The 18,605-nt window shown below is 65.9% G+C and carries 18 protein-coding genes; 11 read left to right on the plus strand and 7 right to left on the minus strand.

Annotated features, from left to right (window positions below; translation table 11 throughout):
• Positions 1-9 precede the first annotated feature (9 nt).
• The 4 genes from A6A08_RS02435 to A6A08_RS02450 form a co-directional block, all read right to left on the minus strand.
• A complete protein-coding gene (locus A6A08_RS02435; protein WP_143181636.1) occupies positions 10-1,236 on the minus strand; it encodes an MFS transporter in 1,227 nt (408 codons plus the stop codon).
• A 5-nt stretch (positions 1,237-1,241) separates the two neighbouring features.
• Positions 1,242-1,901, minus strand: a complete 660-nt coding sequence (locus A6A08_RS02440; RefSeq protein ID WP_073700823.1) for a TfuA-like protein — start codon at positions 1,899-1,901, stop codon at positions 1,242-1,244.
• A gap of 56 nt (positions 1,902-1,957) precedes the next feature.
• Positions 1,958-3,292, minus strand: coding sequence for a YcaO-like family protein (locus A6A08_RS02445; protein ID WP_073700824.1), 1,335 nt, complete (start codon positions 3,290-3,292; stop codon positions 1,958-1,960).
• A 142-nt stretch (positions 3,293-3,434) separates the two neighbouring features.
• The gene (locus A6A08_RS02450; protein WP_073700825.1) at positions 3,435-3,680 is read right to left on the minus strand and encodes a thiovarsolin family RiPP; all 246 of its coding nucleotides are present in this window, start codon (positions 3,678-3,680) and stop codon (positions 3,435-3,437) included.
• A gap of 576 nt (positions 3,681-4,256) precedes the next feature.
• Here A6A08_RS02450 and A6A08_RS02455 point away from each other — a divergent pair.
• The gene (locus A6A08_RS02455) at positions 4,257-5,405 is read left to right on the plus strand and encodes a glycine amidinotransferase (protein WP_073700826.1); all 1,149 of its coding nucleotides are present in this window, start codon (positions 4,257-4,259) and stop codon (positions 5,403-5,405) included.
• Positions 5,406-5,435: 30 nt separating this feature from the next.
• Here A6A08_RS02455 and dpgD read toward each other — a convergent pair whose 3' ends face one another.
• Entirely contained in the window at positions 5,436-6,263 is an 828-nt protein-coding gene (gene dpgD, locus A6A08_RS02460; RefSeq protein WP_242422062.1) for an enoyl-CoA-hydratase DpgD, read from the minus strand.
• A gap of 95 nt (positions 6,264-6,358) precedes the next feature.
• Between dpgD and dpgA the strand changes: the two genes are divergently transcribed.
• From dpgA to A6A08_RS02510, 10 genes are all read left to right on the plus strand, one after another.
• Positions 6,359-7,384 (plus strand): 3,5-dihydroxyphenylacetyl-CoA synthase DpgA, encoded by a 1,026-nt coding sequence (gene dpgA, locus A6A08_RS02465; protein WP_242422063.1) that lies wholly within the window; start codon positions 6,359-6,361, stop codon positions 7,382-7,384.
• Positions 7,385-7,413: 29 nt separating this feature from the next.
• Positions 7,414-8,130, plus strand: a complete 717-nt coding sequence (gene dpgB / locus A6A08_RS02470) for an enoyl-CoA-hydratase DpgB (protein WP_073700828.1) — start codon at positions 7,414-7,416, stop codon at positions 8,128-8,130.
• Positions 8,127-9,497 carry a (3,5-dihydroxyphenyl)acetyl-CoA 1,2-dioxygenase DpgC gene (gene dpgC, locus A6A08_RS02475; RefSeq protein ID WP_083608732.1) on the plus strand — a complete coding sequence of 457 codons (1,371 nt, stop codon included), beginning with the start codon at positions 8,127-8,129 and terminating at the stop codon, positions 9,495-9,497. Before dpgB ends, dpgC begins: the two co-directional genes overlap by 4 nt.
• On the plus strand, positions 9,491-10,801 hold the full coding sequence (locus tag A6A08_RS02480) for a PLP-dependent aminotransferase family protein (protein WP_073700830.1): 1,311 nt from the start codon (positions 9,491-9,493) through the stop codon (positions 10,799-10,801). The genes dpgC and A6A08_RS02480 overlap by 7 nt, the downstream gene beginning before the upstream one ends.
• A complete protein-coding gene (locus tag A6A08_RS02485) occupies positions 10,798-11,832 on the plus strand; it encodes a methyltransferase (protein WP_073700831.1) in 1,035 nt (344 codons plus the stop codon). The genes A6A08_RS02480 and A6A08_RS02485 overlap by 4 nt, the downstream gene beginning before the upstream one ends.
• Positions 11,833-11,945: 113 nt before the next feature.
• Complete coding sequence (locus A6A08_RS29290; protein WP_073700832.1) at positions 11,946-12,134, plus strand: transposase; 189 nt, start codon at positions 11,946-11,948, stop codon at positions 12,132-12,134.
• Positions 12,135-12,823: 689 nt separating this feature from the next.
• On the plus strand, positions 12,824-13,399 hold the full coding sequence (locus A6A08_RS02495; RefSeq protein ID WP_073700833.1) for a hypothetical protein: 576 nt from the start codon (positions 12,824-12,826) through the stop codon (positions 13,397-13,399).
• 395 nt (positions 13,400-13,794) lie between these two features.
• Entirely contained in the window at positions 13,795-16,251 is a 2,457-nt protein-coding gene (locus A6A08_RS02500; RefSeq protein WP_073700834.1) for a hypothetical protein, read from the plus strand.
• Between the two features lie 208 nt (positions 16,252-16,459).
• Positions 16,460-17,035 carry a hypothetical protein gene (locus A6A08_RS02505; RefSeq protein ID WP_073700835.1) on the plus strand — a complete coding sequence of 192 codons (576 nt, stop codon included), beginning with the start codon at positions 16,460-16,462 and terminating at the stop codon, positions 17,033-17,035.
• A 22-nt stretch (positions 17,036-17,057) separates the two neighbouring features.
• Positions 17,058-17,345, plus strand: coding sequence for a hypothetical protein (locus A6A08_RS02510; RefSeq protein ID WP_073700836.1), 288 nt, complete (start codon positions 17,058-17,060; stop codon positions 17,343-17,345).
• A gap of 512 nt (positions 17,346-17,857) precedes the next feature.
• Here A6A08_RS02510 and A6A08_RS02520 read toward each other — a convergent pair.
• On the minus strand, positions 17,858-18,172 hold the full coding sequence (locus tag A6A08_RS02520) for an HU family DNA-binding protein (protein ID WP_073700838.1): 315 nt from the start codon (positions 18,170-18,172) through the stop codon (positions 17,858-17,860).
• 110 nt (positions 18,173-18,282) lie between these two features.
• The gene (locus tag A6A08_RS02525) at positions 18,283-18,570 is read right to left on the minus strand and encodes a hypothetical protein (RefSeq protein WP_143181637.1); all 288 of its coding nucleotides are present in this window, start codon (positions 18,568-18,570) and stop codon (positions 18,283-18,285) included.
• Positions 18,571-18,605: the final 35 nt, after the last annotated feature.

Here is an 18,605-nt window from a genome sequence, read left to right on the forward strand (position 1 = left end):
AAGACGGCACTACCTCGAGTCCGACACCGCCTCTACCCGCTCCTCGGCTCTGAGCCACCGTGAGCAGCACATTGCGACGAAGCATGCGACGAGAGCGCACACCGAGGGGATCAAGAGCGCGTGAGTGGGAGACAGGAAGTCGGTGACCATTCCGGCCCCCCAACCGCCCAGCGCCACCCCGATGGCCATGCTCGTGGTCTCGATGCTGAACGCCTCGGTGAGCAAACGGGGCGGCAGAAGGCGCTCCAGAAGAACGGCCCCGGAGATGGCGGCGGGAGCGACGGCCAATCCCGCGACGAAGGTGGCCGCTGCCAGGGTCCACACACCGCCCGCGAGCGCAAGGGCACCGAGCCCCAGAGCCTGGGCCGCGAGCGCACGAATCCACAAGGTGTGCGGCGGCAGTCGCCAGGACCGGTTTCCGTACCACAACCCACCGATGATGCTGCCCACGGCCAGGGCGGTCAGGAGCGGGCCGGCCAGGGCCGTGGTCCCGACCTCCTCTGCCCGAGCGACCAGGGAGAGGTCGATCACCCCAATGATCGCCCCCGCGAACATCATCACCACCGCGATGACAAGCATCCCCGGCACCGCCAGGGCGGAGCCACCACCGCCCCGCACGCGGTTGGCGGGTGGCGCGGTCCCACGTTGCAGCGCCAAGGCAACGGCGCCACCCGTGGTCATCACCAGGCAGGCGGACAGGCCCGCGAGGTAGTGGACGGAAGTCGCCAACGCAGTGACGATGATCGGGCCCGAGATGAACGTGACCTCGTCGAGGATCGCCTCCAGGGAAAACGCCCTCTGGAGCCTTTCCTTCTTCGCTCCAGGGTCATCGCGCTCAAGGACGTACGCCCACCGGGTGCGCACCATCGTTCCCGTCGAAGGACGCGACGCTCCGGTGATCAGGCTCACGGCACAGAGCATGGCCACACTCGCCCCCGAGTCAGCTGCGACCATCAGAGCGGCAAGGCTGAGCCCGTGCAGGATCGAGAGGACCAGGAGAATTCGGTGCTGACCGTACTGGTCCACGAGGCGTCCGGCGATGGGCGCACCGGCCGCGTAACCCACCATGGCCATCGCCGCGACTGTGCCCGCAGCCGTATATGAGCCGGTCAGGGTGGAGATGAGGATGATGATGCCCAGCCCGAGCATGGGAACTGGGAGGCGTCCCACGAAGGCCGCGAGACTGAACGCGGCGGTTCCGTGTACCTGGTACAGGGAACCGTACCGACGGATCATTGATGTCATACTTTTCCGGATCTCGTGTGCTGGTGAACGACCTGAAGAAGCCGGAGGGCGTCCTCCCTCTTGACCTCGGGCGCGTCGGTCGCGAAGTACTTCTCGATGGCCTCGCCCGCGCTGGCCCCGATGTCCCCCTTGGCCACAGTCAGCGCGTTGCCGACGGTCCGGCGGGGGAAGTGCAGGGACTTCGCCGCTTCCAGGAAGAGCTCTGCGGCCCCGGCCTCGATCATGCCCTCCTCGACGCCCCGCCGTACGGCGAAGCGGAGGTCGACCATGGGCCTGGACAGAGCACGTAGGCTGGTGGGGTCGAAGACGATCGCGACCTCGTCGTCGGCCTCGATCTCGCCCGAGGCGTACGCTTCGTAGACGTGTCCCACCCCCCTCATCCCGAAGGCCGCGCACTCCGCGGCCCGCAGCGCACCCATGCTCGACGAGCCGAAGGTGGGGATACCCGCGTCCACCGCCCTCAGGACCTCCTTCGGCGAGATGGACAAGCTGTCGAGGAACCGCCCGTCGACGATGCCGATGGCCGAAGGCGGGACCTCTCGGGCCAGCAGCGCGTCGATGTCCCCCCGCGCGATGGGCGGAAGGTACTCGGCATCAAGGATGCGAGCGGCCGACTCGTGATCGAGGCTGGGCCCAAGGAAGATCACGGGACGCATGGGCTCCCCTTTCTCATCGCGTTGGCTAGGACTCACAGATAAGGTGATGGTGCCGTTCAGGGAGCGATCGGTGCTTCGGCCAGGGACCGGACCGCTTCGCTCCAGACCCGCTGAGCCCGGCTGCCAATACGGCAGTAGTCCGTGGCCCATGATTCGAGGATGGGGCAGATCACCCTGACCACGCTGACGGGGATCTGCGGAGGCGACAGGTCGACTACGACCACCTGCCCCGCCCCCGCCGCGCGCAGCCGTCCGAGGAGGAGATCGAGGTCGGCCCGGACATCACCGCTCGGGTGGTGGGGGACCTGGTCGAACCGGACCGTGTGCGAAGCCGACTTCCAAGCCCACGAACTGGTGTCTACCGAGGCCGAGCGGCGGACGTGCAGCTCGTACTTGGAAACGTCCGCACCGGGCAGGCTGATGTCCTCCCGGAGCGCTTGGACGTCGACGGCCCGCCCCTGAGCGCACTCGCTCAAAGCCCGCGCCACCGCAACCTCGGCGTTGGGGTGCGTGCCGTAGCCGCCGTGACCCTGGGAGGTTCCGTCACCGATGTCCTCGCTCGTGGCAGCGAAGAAGCTCGGGATACCGAGATCGGACGTGATGTCGAGGAGACGCACCTCCACCCCGGCCTTGTCGAACTTCTCCAACATGTACTGCGCGGCAGATGGGAGGGAACCCGGTTCGACGTGGGGATGGCGGCCGCGCAGCTCATCCACGACCGAGAAGGCCGATGCGCCCAGGTGCCCGTCTTGTTCGAGGATCTGCGGCAGGTAGTTGCTCACCAGTTCGGCCAGGGTCATCGAGTCCCGTTCGACCAGCTCGCACAGCGCGTGGCAGACGGCCTCCTCCAGGCTGTTCCCCGAGGCCAAGCCGTTGGTTGTGGTGATTCGGTAGCACGGCTGCTCATGCAGGCGCGCCTGGTACACGGCGCCGTCCTGGGGGACGAGCACGGGCTCTTCGTTGAGGAGGTCCCACCCCCTGACCCAGGAGATCGGACCGTCGTCGCGGTAGTCGCGGGCCAGTTCCAGGTTGATCTCGTCCGGACGGAGTACCGTCTCACCCACGGAGACGAGCTCATCCAGGGAGGCGACGAGGTCGGGCCTTACCGGCAGCCAGGCGGAGTAGCGTTCGATCGCCTCCATCACGGCGCTGACCTTGGCGTCGATCGGCCGGAACCCCTTGCCTCCGTAGACGGAGATGCTGTCGTTGGAACGAGGGACGATCGCGCTGTAGACCGGAACGCCGACGTAGTCCAGGCCGGTGATGTCTGCCAGTCTCGTGATTCCCACCCTGCGCAGGTGGGGGGAAACTCGATCCCAGGTCTCCTCGACGGTGATCTCCCTCTGCGTCCCCGACTCAATGGTCTTGGGGATGCTCGCACGCAGTTTCAATGAGGTCCCATCATCGTTGTGAAGGTTTGTACAGCGCTGCGATGTGCCCCAAGGACACGGTGTGTCCGTGCCCTTGGGTTGTTTACCGCGTCACGGCACGGTGCGAGCCGTCTAGATCAGGGACACCGAACCAGGCTGGGTTTCACCTGACGGTCTGAGCCTTGGGCGCGGCGAAGAACGAGTCTCCCGCACCACGCACGGTCTGAGCCCTGGGCGCGGCGAAGAACGAGTCTCCCGCACCACGCACGGTCTGAGCCCTGGGCGCGGCGAAGAACGAGTCTCCCGCACCGACTCCCGACCTCCCCTCGAGGAAGGACTGGAGCTCCTCCGGGGCCAACTCGGCCAGCCGCGTCAATTCCTCGTGGCTCTGGGCGTTCACCTTGGTCATCGATTCAACCTCCTTGAATTCCCCTGGCAGCAAGATCTGCCCAGGTAATGGTGGGTTCTCTCGGTTTCGGATGACGTACAGACAGCCGGTCAACGGGGATAATCGAGTCAGATGAATTCGGAGCCATCCTCCGAAGATTGAGTATCGAACTGCCGACTTCTCCCGTTGTGGTTTTGCTTTGGCCGGCGCAATTCGACTCCCGCGGGAGCACAAATATGGACGCTACACCGGCACTGCGGAGGTGTCAATGGCCTGACTTCCACATGATTACCGCTCCGACCTGAGCATTCTCCGTAAAAATGCAGGTAATCGCGACCTACGGCGGCTTCAACCAGCCGGCCCTGCCCGAGCGACCAGATGGAACGGTGCGGCGCGTGTTAAAAACTTCCCCCACTGACCGGATCGGGCCATTGGTCATTCTTCATCGCCAGGAAAACGAGGGTTGACGCCTTCTGATAGCACTTGATACATTCACACCGATTCAGCAAAAATCGGACCCATGCGCATCTGCGCCTCAGTTTCAAACCCAGATGTGCCGCATATCCTATATTTTGAACCGATCGAGTTGGGGGACGAGTGAAGCTCAATAGCTTCGATGAATGGTCACCGCTCAAGGAAGTCGTTGTCGGTTCCGCTCTGAACTACACGTCCCACGAGCGGGAACTCTCCTTTGATCTCTTCTTTCATGAGCACATCACCAGGTCGGAGTGGTACTACCCGCGGCTGTCGGTGCACACCAGCGACGAAGGCTCCCGCCGCCGCTCGACCCGGTCACCGATCAAGCAACGCTACGTTGAGGAGCTCAACGAGGACCTCGATGGGCTGGCCAAAACCCTGGAGTCCTTGTCGGTGAGCGTTCGGCGCCCCATCGACCTTGACCCCTCCACCACGGAGGTGCGCACACCCGCATGGTCCGCGGCCGTGGTCCCGCCCCTCAACATCCGGGACAACACACTCATCCTGGGCGACGAGATCATCGAGACCCCGCCCATGGTGCGGTCCCGCTACTTCGAAACGCAGTTCCTCACCGGGATCTTCGCGGACCACTTCGCCAGGGGTGCGCGCTGGACCGTGATGCCCAGGCCGCTCATGACGGACTCCTCCTTCGACCCGTCGTACGCCGAGAGCACCGCAGGCGGTCCGACCGAGCCCATCACCGACCCTGAGCCCTCCCACTACGACGTCGGCTTCGAGATGATGTTCGACGGCGCCCAGTGTCTGCGCCTGGGCAGGGATGTCATCGCCAACATCTCGACCACCAACCACGCGATGGCCGTCGACTGGCTCGAACGCCACTGTGAGGGCCGCTTCCGTTTCCACCGGGTGCACCGGTTGAGCGACAGCCACATCGATAGCATGGTTTTGGCGTTGCGGCCGGGAACGTTGCTGGTGCGGTCCCGAGAGGTGGTCGACTTCCTTCCGGAAGCGCTTCGGAAGTGGGACATGATCGTCGCCCCGCCGCCGAGCGAGAACAACTTCCCGTCCTACGAGGACGACGACCTCGTCCTCACCACGCCCTTCATCGACCTCAACGTGTTCTCCGTGTCCCCGGACACCGTCCTGGTCAACGAGGCGTCCCCGGACCTGATCCGCACCCTGGAACGACACGGTTTCACGTGCGTCCCAGTCCGCCACCGCCACCGGCGCCTCTTCGGCGGCGGATTCCACTGCTTCACACTGGACACGGTCCGCCAGGGCGGCCCGGAGGACTACCTCGAAGGCTGACCGGCAGCCGGGGCGTACCGTGGCCGGCCGTCACTCACCCCACCAGTCGGGGGTGCGCTTCTCAGCGAAGGCACGCGGTCCCTCCTGTGCGTCTCGGCTGTGCATGCGTTTCTCCTCCCACACGTACCGGGTGGCAAACGCCTGCTCCAACGAGGCCGAGGCCGATTCGAGCGCAGCCTCCTTGATCGCCCGAACTGAGAGGGGTGCGCAGCGCAGGATGTCCTCCACCCACCTATTGACGCACTCGTCCAGTTCGTCTGGCGGCACTACGTCGTTGATGAGCCCGAGCCGGTGCGCCCGATCAGCATCCAGGTTCCGCCCGGTCAGCAGATGGCCCATCGCCGTCCGGAAGGGCAACTGCCGTACAAGCCGGAACACGCCCCCCGCTCCCGGCACGAGGCCGTGCCGGGCCTCGGGTAGGCCGAACACCGCGTCTTCAGAAGCGACGACGATGTCACAGGTCAGCGCGAGCTCGAAGCCCCCGCCCAGGGCGTACCCCCGCACCCGGGCCACCAGGGGTTTGAACAATCGGAAGCGTTCCGTCAGGCGTGGCCATCCGGGCTGTCCCCGGCTGCCGAACGTGGTGGGTGAGGCATCACCCGCCGCTGTCAGCCGTGCTCGCTCCTTGAGGTCCTGTCCTACAGAGAAAGCTCGGTCGCCCGCGCCGGTGAGGACCCCGACCCAGACGTCATCGTCCTCCTCGAAGTCGTCCCACACCCGCGCCAATTCCTCGTGCATGCGCAGATCCATCGCGTTGAGAGTGTGGGGCCGATCTAGGGTTATGTACGCGACACGGCCACGCTTTTCATATCTGATGCTCTTTTCCGGACTCGCGCTCTCCATGGATGATTCAGTCATGAAAATGGATGCTACCACAAGGCGATGAACCGATGACAAAAACCTTTGCGTCGACTCCGAAGTCAGATATCTCTACCGCACCAAAAATACTTTCCGTGGGGACGGCAACCCCATCGAACTCCTATACGCAGAAGGAGATCCTGGATCTGTTTCAGGTGGCGGACGAACGCATATCCGCCATCTTCCTTAATGGCGGAATCGAACGCAGAAGCCTCACCCTCCCCCCAATGACCCCGGGCGAGGGTTTCACGGAGGAGACCCAGGGCGACCTGCTGAGGAAACACCTCGAAAGCGGAATCGAGATCGGCGGTGAATCGGTCCGTAGGTGCCTTGAGGGCATCGGTGCGACCGCGTCCGACATCGAATACTTGTGCTGTGTCTCCTCTACGGGGTTCATCACCCCCGGATTCAGCGCGCGCCTGATCGCTGAGCTCGGGATACCCGTGTCGGCCTCCCGGATCGACGTGGTGGGAATGGGGTGCAACGCCGGCCTCAACGCCCTGAACGCCGTGACGGGCTGGTCCCGGGCCAACCCGGGCGCACTCGCGATCATGGTCTGCATCGAGGTGTGTTCGGCCGCCTACGTCTTTGACGGGACCATGCGCACGTCCGTGGTCAACAGCCTCTTCGGTGATGGTGCGGCGGCCATCGCGCTGGGGTCTGGACGGGACGGCGCCGAGGGCCCTGGGGTCCTGGACTTCGCCAGCGAGATCATTCCCTCCGCCGCCGAGGCGATGCGCTATGACTGGGACGATTCCCAGGGGAAGTTCAGTTTCCACCTGGACCCCGATATCCCGTACGTCGTCGGTTCCCACGCACGGGAACCGGTGGGGAGGCTGCTCAACCGGGCCGGACTCCGGCGCTCGGACATTACGCACTGGATCGTGCACTCCGGAGGAAAGAAGGTCATCGACGCCCTGAGGGTGAATCTCGGCCTCACCCGCCACGACCTGCGCCATACCACGGGGGTCCTTCGCGACCAGGGAAACCTTTCCAGTGGAGCCTTTCTCTTCTCCTATCAACGGCTTCTCGCGGAGGAAAATTTCAGGACGGGGGATTACGGAGTGATGATGACGATGGGACCTGGTTCCACGGTTGAAACGGCCCTGCTGCGTTGGTAAGGAAAATCCTTCCGAGGAAGGCGAATAGCATGAGGAACGAGCACGACATCGAATGGGACACCGTCTTCACCGCGGACATCGACGGAAACCGCCCGATCGGCGAACTCGCGGCGTCGGTGAACGATCTGTGCGGCCGAGTGGAGGGCCGCCCGGGTTCCGTGATCCTGCTGAGACTGGCCGAGGGCACACCAGACCGGAGGTCGTGGCCCGGTGCCGTGGACGTCAGGGACGTCAGCCGGTGGGAGAAGGCGATCCGGCGGCTGGAACGCTCGGAGGCCGTCAGCATCGTGGTGGGCCAGGGCACGTGCTGCGGACCCGCACTCGACGTACTCCTGGTGGGCGACTACCGGATCGCGAGCGCGGACATGACACTGCTGCTGCCCGTCAACGACGACCAGTTCTGGCCCGGTATGGCGTTGCACCGACTCGTGCGGGAGATCGGAGTGGCGCGCGCCCGTCAGCTGGTGTTGTGGGGTGACCGCCTCACGGCCGCCGCCGCACTGGAGAACAGCCTGGTCAACGAGGTATCCACCGATGTGGAGGATACGGTGCGTTCCGCCGTGGTTTTCCTCCGCCGGACCTCTGGCACCGATCTCGCCGTACGGCGCCAACTGCTCTTCGAGGCGGCGTCGAACGACTTCGAGGATTCCCTCGGTGTCCACCTGGCGGCGTGTGACAGGGAGTTGCGTCGGCTGCGGGCCCAGCCGCGGTCAGGGGTGGACGCACGTGTGGAGGCGCGTCGATGAGCGGGCACGGGACAGGCCCGGTGGCGCGGTGGCACCTGCGCACACCGAAGCTCAGCGGACGGCTCGGGGAGGACGCGGACCTGCTCCGCCGCCACACGGAGGAGGGGGAAGAGCTCTTGGCGGAACTACCCCCGCGTCCGGAACGGGACGCGGGTGAGACGGCCATCGCCGCAACCATCCACGGGGGCGGCCGCGAGATCCGCGGCGCGTTCCTCGACCTGCACGCCGAGCCGGTGTTCGCCACGATCTGTGACGGAAACCCCCGACCGCGCCTGTCCGACATCGCCTTCGAGGCGGCCGACCGCTTTCCCGGCCTAGCACCCACCCGGAAGCAGATGGTCGAGGAGCGAACGCGCCTCCAGGCCCACAAGGAGGGGCGGGAGATCGACCAGGGAGTCCTCTTCCGAGGGCTGCTCCGTGCTCCCAGCGCTGGGAGCCGTCTGGTCGACGCAATGCTCCGCCCCACCGCCCGGGCAAAGGACCTCCTGTCCGTGTTCGCGGTGAAGGGACGCGTCGAACTCCCCACGGTGGTCCTGGAACGCAGCGGGGCGGCGGCCCACCTCACCGTCACAAACACGCGGTGCCTCAACGCCGAGGACGACCAGCTGATCACCGACATGGAAACCGCGGTGGACCTTGTGTTCCTGGAGGAACGCGTGCACGTCGGTGTCGTCCGGGGAGGCCTGATGACGCACCCCCGCTACCTGGGCAGGAGGGTCTTCAGCGCGGGTATCAACCTCAAGGAGTTGCGCAACGGGGACATCTCCTTCGTGGATTTCCTGTTGGGCCGGGAACTGGGCTATCTGCACAAGATCCTCCGAGGGGTGGTTCCGGACACGGACAGGCCGAGCCTGTCCGCGCGGGCAGTCCACAAGCCCTGGATCGCGGCCGTGGACTCCTTCGCCATCGGCGGCGGTATGCAACTGCTCTTCCTGTTCGACAGGGTGATCGCGGAGAAGGACGCGTTCTTCAGCCTTCCGGCCGCCCGTGAGGGAATCGTTCCGGGGGCGGCGAACCTCAGACTGGGCCGCTTCGTGGGGAGTCGGGAGGCCCGCCGGATCATCCTCGCCGGGCATCGCCTCCGCGCGACCGACCCGGAGGCCCGGCTCCTCTGCGACGAAGTCGTGGAATCCGAGGAGATGGACACCGCCGTGGAGCGGGCGATCCAGGACCTCGACAACCCGGCCGTCGTGGACAACCGCAGAATGATCGCGCTCGCCGAGGAGCCGCTGGACCACTTCCGCGCCTACATGGCCGAGTTCTCCCGGGTGCAGGCCGAGCGCCTCTACGCCGCAGACGTCCTGGAGAAGGTCGCCACCCCGCCGGGCACGCGGCGTCGACAGGAGGCGAAGGAGAGCGGATGCTGAGCATCGACCACCTGCACGGCTCCCTCACCGACCCGGTACTGGACTCCGTCAACTTCCTCAACGAGGTGATGGGACGCTACCCTGACGCGATCTCCTTCGCGCCTGGAGCTCCCAGACCGGCCCCTTTCGACGACTCGGTCGCCGCCGGGCACATCCGACGCTACCTCCGCCACTTGCGCGAGGCGCGCGGGGCGGACCCCGAGGAGGCGGAACGGCTCATCTCCCAGTACGGCCCCGCCCGGGGGCTGATCAACGACCTCGTCAGCCAGGCGCTGCGCACCGACCACGGCATCGATGTCGCTCCGGAGTCCGTCGTCATCACTGTGGGAGCGCAGGAGGGCATGTTCGTGACGCTGCGCGCCCTCTTCAGCCCGGGTGACGTCCTGGCGGTGGCCGAACCTTGCTTCGTCGGGATCCTGGGGGCCGCGCGACTGCTCGACATCGAGGTGGTTCCGGTAAGTGAGACCGATGACGGAATCGACCTGGACCAACTCGCCGGAGCGTGCCGGGACGCCAGAGCGCGGGGGCAGCGCGTACGGGCGCTCTATGTGGCTCCCGACCACTCCAACCCGTCGGGGACCCTCCTCGACCTACGATGCCGACGAGAGCTCCTCGCCTTGGCCCACCGGGAGGACCTGCTGCTGTTGGAGGACAACGCCTACGCGTTCACCGCGGCCCCCGACCAAGAGCTCCCCCCGCTCAAGGCACTGGACGGCGGCGGCCGGGTGGTCCTCATCGGCACCTTCGCCAAAGTGTGCCTGCCGGGCGCGCGTGTGGGATACGTGGTCGCGGGCCAGGACGTGCGACACGGTGACGGACGGTCGGCACCGCTCGCGGAGCTCATCGCTGCGGTCAAGAGCATGGTCACGGTCAACACGTCGCCCGTGTCCCAGGCGGTCATCGGCGGCATGCTGCTGGAGCGTGGAGGGTCGATCAGCGCCCTGGGAGAGGCGAGGGCGGCCGAGTACCGGCAGAATCTGCGGCATCTGCTGCAGGCACTCGACCAACGGCTGTCTCCCGGAAGCACCGGAATTCCCGGTGTGAGCTGGAACCGCCCGCGAGGAGGGTTCTTCGTCCGGGTCCGCGTCCCGGTCAGAGCGGACGCGGAGCTACTGGAGCTGTCCGCGGCGGAGTTCGGTGTGCTGTGGACACCCATGACGCACTTCCACGTCGGTGACGGGGGGACCAACGAACTCCGTCTGTCGTGCAGTTACCTCAGCCACGCGCACATCGACGAGGGAGTCGAACGCCTGGCGGCCCTTCTCGACCACGTCGTTTGCGGAGCACGGGAGAGGAACGCATGAAGCCCCACACCGGCCTTGAGGAGGAACTGCACGCCTTGGCAGACCTGGCCACACCCATGGCGATCAGGGTCGCTGCCACACTGCGCCTCGCCGACCACATCGGGGAGGGGACCGACACCACAGAACAAATCGCCGACGCCACCAGTACGGATTCGGGAACACTCGACCGCCTCCTTCGGCACCTGTGCTCCGTCGGCGTGCTTCGCCGGTTAGAACCGTGTCGATACGCGATCACAGAGAAGGGAGACTGCCTACGGGACGACCACCCCTCGGGGCTACGCGCACGGCTCGACACCGAGGGGGCGGAGGGGCACGCGGACCTGTCCCTCCTGGAACTGGGCCACTCGGTCAGGACGGGGGAACCGGCCTTCGACAAACGCTACGGTGCCCCGTTTTGGGAGCACCTGGCCGAGGACCCGGAGCTGGCGGATGGCTTCCACCAGCGCATGGGCGCGGCGGTGCAGAGGGAGGCCGAGGCGATCGCCACCTCCTACGACTGGAGTTCCCTCGACCGTGTCGTCGATGTCGGAGGGGGAGACGGCACCCTCCTCACAGCGCTCCTTCGAGCCCACCCTCGGTTGAGGGGAACAGTGCTCGACCTCCCCGGAACAGCGGAACGAGCCCGGAACGTGCTGGCAGGCGCTGGGGTGGCCGACCGGAGCGAGTTCGTGGCGGGAAGCTTCTTCGACCCCCTGCCGACGGGGGCCGACGGGTACGTGCTCTCAGCCATAATCCACAACTGGGGTGACACTGAGAGCGTGACCTTGCTCCGACGCTGCGCCGAGGCCGCCGGAGAGTGTGGTCGTGTCTTTGTCATCGAGCGGATCGGCCCAGACGGAACTGCGGCGAGCACCGGTACAGATCTGCGGATGATCGCTTACTTCGGGGGGCGTGAGAGGGACGAGGTGGAGATCAGTGATCTCGCCGACCTGTCTGGGCTCCGCAAGGTCGCACGGCATCCGGCCAGTGCGTGCACGATCCTGGAGTTCGCTCCGAACCGGCCACGTCCCAACCATGTCGGCGACAAGTGAGTACTGGATCTGGGATCTGGCTGTTTTGTGCCGTATATGCTGGGAGTGGTATATCCCTCTTTTTCGGCGTCGGGTTCCTGAACTCTGGGACCACATGATCTCAAGCAGGTATCGTGGGGCGTCGTGGATACTCGACCGGGTTCCGCCACAAGGTGTTGGACTTGGTCGAGGCAGGGTACAGCGTCGCCGCAGTGGCACGCGATCTGGACATTAGCACCGAAACGATCTACGCCTGGTGGCGCCAGGAGCACATCGACTGCAGCTTGGCTCCGTGGTGGCTCTGCTGTTCAGGGATCCCGTAGTCCGCAATAGTCTTCCCTGGTTTCCGATGGCACGGCGGCTCCCGGACAAGCAAGAATGAACCACCACATAGCTGGGAAAAATACCCGCGGTCCCGTTGACCTTTTATCCGATGGATGACGTTCGATGCAACCTGCGGTACACCCGCAAGAGTGCACAAGAACGGCAAAGTCCGTGCACCTGGAGGGTGCACGTGGTGCGGTGCAACGCGCGACAATCGGGGACAACGAGGCGAAGAGCAACGACTTGGCCTGCGCTTTCCCGCGTTCCCACAGGTCAGCGCATTGACACTGGGCAGTTCGATTCCCGTCATCCGCTCCGTTCGAAAGACGGCCCCTGGCCTGCGAGGATCGCTCGCACGCCAGGGGCCGTTTTCGCGTTGGGGGTGCGCCAGCGGGTGCACGGGACCCCGGATGACGCGCGCGGCTCCCGTCGTACACCCCTATAACGGGATGCCGGAGACCGTTTGACGACAGCGTGATCTCGCTCCAGCGCCGTGCCCTCACCCTGAGGTCACGCTCAGTGGTCAAGGGCTCCCATGCACAGAGGTCCCGCACCCGTACCTGTCAGTGACAGCCCCTGAGTGGCAGCGCTAACGTGGCAGATGATCGGCCGCGCTTCCAGGACACGTGTCCGGACCGTCTGACCCTCACGGCCCGCGTGGCCCGGACCGAAGAAGGGACCCATCACCATGCTCCTGCCCGCGCTCGTGGCCCGCTCCTACGGAGACCTGACCTCCGACCAGGTGCGGTGGCTACACGACAAGCTCCAGCTCGACGAGGGAACGCCCCGCACCGAGGGCATCGGAGCAGCGGCGAGCATCGCGCACCGCACCTTCACCGACGGCACGGCGGACAACCTCGTCCTCGAACTCGGACGCACCGGCGAGGACGGTTGGCTCTTCTCCGTGTACTTCGAGAAGGGAGGACGGCCCTCGACCGAGACCGTCGAGAGCTACCGACGACTGTTCCGCGACCTCATCGACCAACTCGGGCTCAGGCTCAGAGAGATCATCCCGGCCGCGACCGCCGACGAGGTCGCCGTCGCACCCCCGCAACCCCCCAACGTGGAGGGGGGTGTCGGTGGTGTGGCCTGGCAGTTCTCGTACACCGAACTGGACCAGCTCTGGGCGCATCTCGGTCTACTCAGGGACGCCCCTCGGGAGGTGAAAGCGGTCAAGCTGCGCGAGTTCATGACCTACCCGTTCTGGTCCGCCGCTCCCGAGCCCCTCCGCAGCCAGGCCGAGGAATTCCTCCGCGAAACCTGACCCTGAGAACAGAAGACACCGCCCAGGCTGACCGGACCTGGTAATGCTTCGGCCGCCCTCACGAGACCGCCGTTCCACGGGATGACACCACCGCACGCCCCCGGTGAAGTGTCCGTGACGTGAAGAGTCTGCCTCGATCCAGCCGTATATGGGGAGCGCGTCGTGCCCGGGCACGACGCGCTCCCATTGTGAAGGCCCCTCTGCCCCCGTCCCACCCAAACCGTTCTCTCGGCACCCGCCGGTCGCGAACTCCCGCACCGCCCCGGTACCGCACTCGCCGCCGAGCCCATGCGTCGTTCCCCTGACCGAACCATCGCGAGGACTTCGGCATCTTCACCATTGGTGCTCCCCGCCCCACCCCCAGCCCCTCAGACATCAAAAGAGAGAGGACGCCCGTGCCTCCGCGGTCGCCTGAACCAAACGAGCAGCCCGAATCCGCTACGGAGCGGCATGTCCCCCCACCCGCCCAGGACTCGCCGGAGCGGGAACACCAGCAGCGGATCGGTGAGGCCCTGCTGAGCGACGACGGCCGTATCCAGAACACGCCCCAAGCCAAGACCATCGCGATCGAGGCCCTCGCCCGGAGGATGCGGTCCTTAACTCCAGAACTCGTTGTCGCGGCATTCGGCCTGAACGTCGGAACGGACATGGTGGAGAGGCTCGGCGATCACCGATACGTCCTCGCGCCGTTCAACGAGCAGTACCCCTCCATGGGGGCCGACGTCCTGCACATCGACGAACTCGACCCGGAGTCCGAGCCCAGACACGCTCCGGACAAGGTCGTGCGCATGGACCGGCCCGAGGCCGACGCCCTGGTACGCCAGATCGCGGTCAGCGAAGTGATGGGCGCCTGGGCCTACGGCTCCAACAACAACGCGCGCGCACTGGCGATCCAGGAGGTCACCCAAGAGGAGTTCGACCGCCCCCAAGTCCTGGGGTGGGACATGGACCCGGAAACGCGCGACGACGTGAACATCGAACTGTTGTACAGCCGCGACGCGTTTCGGGACTTCGTGCGCACCCAGTACGAGATGACCCAGGAGGTCCTCGCCGAACGCGGCATTTCGGAGTTGATCGGTTATCGGGCCTTGACCTGGGCGGAGGGAGCTCCTCGTCCCGAGTGGGCCGACCAGGAGGTCGGCTCCAGCTTCCAGGCGCTCCACCGACCGTTGGAGAGCTGGTCGGCGGACCGCCAGGTCGCCGCCGACTGGCTGGAGACCCGCGGCGGCCCCGGTGTGATCCTGGCCGAACGCATGCCGGCGGAGGACATCCTGTCCGTCCCGTTGACCGGTATGGGTTACCTCGGTCAGAAGGAATGGGTCGCGCTGTCCGGTGAGCGAACGACCCTGATGGACGGCGTCTCCGTCGGACGGAGCCGGGAACATGCCGCGGAGCGTACCGCGGCGAGCAGTGTCAACGTCGGTGGCCCTGCTCTGGGAGGCGGCGGGGACGCCCTGCCAGAGGATCCGACGAACAGCCCGGACGCCCAGGACCAGGGCTCCGGCCCCCAATGGCAGCCACTGGAGATCACGGGTCACCAGCTCAACCCCACCGACCTGTTCGACCACCAGACGATCCGGACCCTCGACGGTGAGCAACACCCGGACTGGTGGCCCCGGGACGACTCCGGCTACGCCATCTCCAAGCGCGACCTGGACTTCCTCGGTATCGATCCGGTCCAGATCAAGTGGTTGGCCAGCAAGGAAGCCCCCATGGGGATGACCCCGGAGCTCTATGACCAGTTCGGCACGGAGTTGCTGGAGGCCCTGCAGCGGGACGGCGTCCCACCGGATCAGGTCGACATTCGTCTCAAGGGAACCGGTTCCGGCTTCTTCTCGGGGATACACAAGGAGCTACCCCGGGAGGAGGACATACCGGACAATCCCGAGGCGGCCAACCGCATGCGGGAATGGTTCGGCGACAGCGGGGAACGCCCCAAGCGCCGTCCGCACGACTCGATGTGGCGGCTCGGCCTGGAATCCGTACCGAGCGACTTCGATCTCGACATCAACAGCACCCACATGATCCGTGCCGCCCGCAAGCACTGGAAGGAGCAGCACCCCGACCGCTACTCGGGCGACTTCATGGGCGGGCACGGGTACTTGGACAAAGGCGCCGTCAAGGGGGCCTTCCCGAACCTGGCCGGCTGGGCGGACAAGTGGGAGAACAAGCTGGGTCGAGAGATCTCCGTGGGGGCCTTCGAGTCCAGCGGGCCCGTCAACGCGACCAAGTTCGGACGCTCCCTCTCCGGGCACTTCCGCAGTACCGACTGGATCATCCACAACTCCGACCAGCCCTGGGCTGAACGGTCCAAGAGCCAGGCCCAGACCTGGTTGTCGGAGTACTGGAACCATGCGCAGGATCTGATCGAACGCGGAGAGCTCACCGCTGAGACCGCCCCGACGATGCTGAAGCTGCACTCCCAAGCCGACCGCATGGCCACGGTGGCCTATGCGGGCCAGGACGAACAGTTCATGGAACACGTCCGAAACCAGACGGTACAGAAAGCCGTGTTCCAGGCGGGCCAGCTCGGCGTGGACAACGCCGCCCTGCCGTCGCACCCAGAGCAGTTCCTCTCCGCGACCGACGAGGAGAAGAAGCGCTACGCGGCCTCGATGAGACCCGGCAAGACCCCGGACGCCGGGAAACCCACGGACACCGCGAAGACGGCACCACGCCCCCAGCGGAGGCTGTCTCCCCCGGGCAGCGGAAAAACCGCGCACGGCACCCAGATGGCACCACGCCTCCAGCGGAGGCTGTCTCCCCCGGGTTCAGGGGGCACCAAGCCGTCCCCCACCAGCGATGGCCGACAGAACCAGGGCCAAGGGGAGAGCTCTGACATGGAACGGTAGCGGTGTGGTCGGAGAAGGGACACGGGGTCCGCCCGAGCCAGGAATCCCGACAGCGACACCACGGTCACCGGGGCCGTCTCCCGAACCCGGCCCGCCGCCGACCGGCCCGAGGCGAGCCCCGCCTCGGGCCGAGGGGCACCTCACACGTGAGGGACCGCCTGACCCCCGCAGCCCCGCGCTGCCCGGACCGAAGAAGGGACCCATCACCATGCTCCTGCCCGCGCTCGTGGCCCACGCCTACGGAGACCTGACCTCCGACCAGGTGCGGTGGCTACACGACAAGCTCCAGCTCGACGAGGGAACGCCCCGCACCGAGGGCATCGGAGCAGCGGCGAGCATCGCGCACCGCACCTTCACCGACGGCACGGCGGACAACCTCGTCCTCGAACTCGGACGCACCGGCGAGGACGGTTGGCTCTTCTCCGTGTACTTCGAGAAGGGAGGACGGCCCTCGACCGAGACCGTCGAACACCACCGGCGACTGTTCCGCGACCTCATCGACCAACTCGGACTCACGCTTCTCGAGATCGAACCTGCCGCGACCGCCGACGAGGTCTTCGTCGCTCCCCCGCAACCCCCCAACGTGGAGGGGGGTGTCGGTGGTGTGGCCTGGCAGTTCTCGTACACCGAACTGGACCAGCTCTGGGCGCATCTCGGTCTACTCAGGGACGCCCCTCGGGAGGTGAAAGCGGTCAAGCTGCGCGAGTTCATGACCTACCCGTTCTGGTCCGCCGCTCCCGAGCCCCTCCGCAGCCAGGCCGAGGAGTTCCTCCGCGAAACCTGACCCTCAACCTACGGAGGAGACCATGACCCGCAATCGAGTGACCAGGACCCCCGGTCGGCGTTCGCTCAACCTGCGCCGCCTCCTCGGTGCCTGTATCGCCGTGGCGATGTTCTGGGGCCTGTTCTGGCTACTATTCCTCTCCGGCCTGACCGATCCGCTGATGGAGGCGGCCAGACCGGGCTACGATCGTCTGGTCGCCATGATCAACGATCCTCTGGGCATCGACTGGGGCGGCCACCTCGTGGCCATCGCCGCAGTCCTCATCCCGCACCTGGGGCTCCTCCTCTTCATCTTCGACGAGAACGCCTGAGAGACCCGCCTGCCGGGCCACTGCGGCAAAGAGGCGCATCGAAGGACCCTTCCTCGGCGCGCCCCTTGTTCTCCCGAGTGCGTCAGAAAGACCCAGCATGACCAGGAACCGCGATCGCGAGATCCACGCCGAGGAGGGCTCCGGCCCTGTCGTGCTGCGTTTTCACGACCGCAGTGCCGTTGCCATGACTTTGGGTCCGGAGCCGGCCCCACGGCTCCGCTTCGCGGCCGTGGGGCCGGGTCGAGCCCGTCGTGGGTGCTACGCCGCTGGGAACGGCGTGCCCGGCGAGTCGCCGAGCGACGACCAGCGGGTCATCGACCTCTAGCACGGTCCTTCCGGCTCCTGGAGCGGTGAAGGATACAGGATCTACCGCCGCGAGATCGACGATGACGACGACACCGCTGACGACAAAAATGACAAGAAGTGACGCACGCAGAAAAGAGCCCCAGAGGAATGCATTTCCTCCGGAGCTCTTGTGTCCCTGGCAGCCTCAACCGGTTGTGATCCCAGTATCACTCAGGCCGTCCAATACGCTGGTTGGTCTGGCGAGTCGCGCTGAACTTCAGCACGGAGTAGTCGTCGACCTTGTCCTCACCGCCCTTGGTGAACCTCACCGGGTGACCTTTGTGCCATTGTCGCTCAAAGCTGCCGAAACCGGTCAGGATAAGGCGATCGCCTCGACTCACCACGTCCATGAGTTCAGCGATGGAGGCGTCGTAGATTTCAGAGACGACCCTCTTCGGAAGCCCGACGCGGCGCGCCACCGCCGCAATGAACGCGCGCTTGGTCACGCGTTCCGAACCCTCAGAGGTCTGGGGCACCGCCATGTCCGGTCCTCCGTCTTGGTCAGGGCACAATGTCGTAGTTTCGCTCGTAGACGAGTCTATCCAGCCCTCGCCGGAGGGTCAAAGCACCGCTCGGCGCGCCGGAAGGGTGCTCAGTCGAACTCGCGTTTATCCGTGAACTCCGTCTGCTCCTCCACCTCCACCACCTTGCGCGTGCGCTTCGGTCGCGTTGCGCGGCCATCGTTGCGCAGATTGTGCTGGGCCGCGTCCATCCGTGATTGTGCTGCTTTCTGCGCGAACCCCAATCCCGACTCGGCCGCTTTTCCCACGACCTGCCCGATACCGCCTCCCCGCGCGCGCCGCTCGGCCGCGTCCTCCTCCATTTCCTCCCAACGCTTGTGGTCCTCGGGTTCGATACCGAAAACTTTGAACCAGTCCACGTCACCCATTATCGCGCCTTTCTCTGTGCTTGATC

The organism is Nocardiopsis sp. TSRI0078, from assembly GCF_001905145.1.
Lineage (GTDB): Bacteria > Actinomycetota > Actinomycetes > Streptosporangiales > Streptosporangiaceae > Nocardiopsis.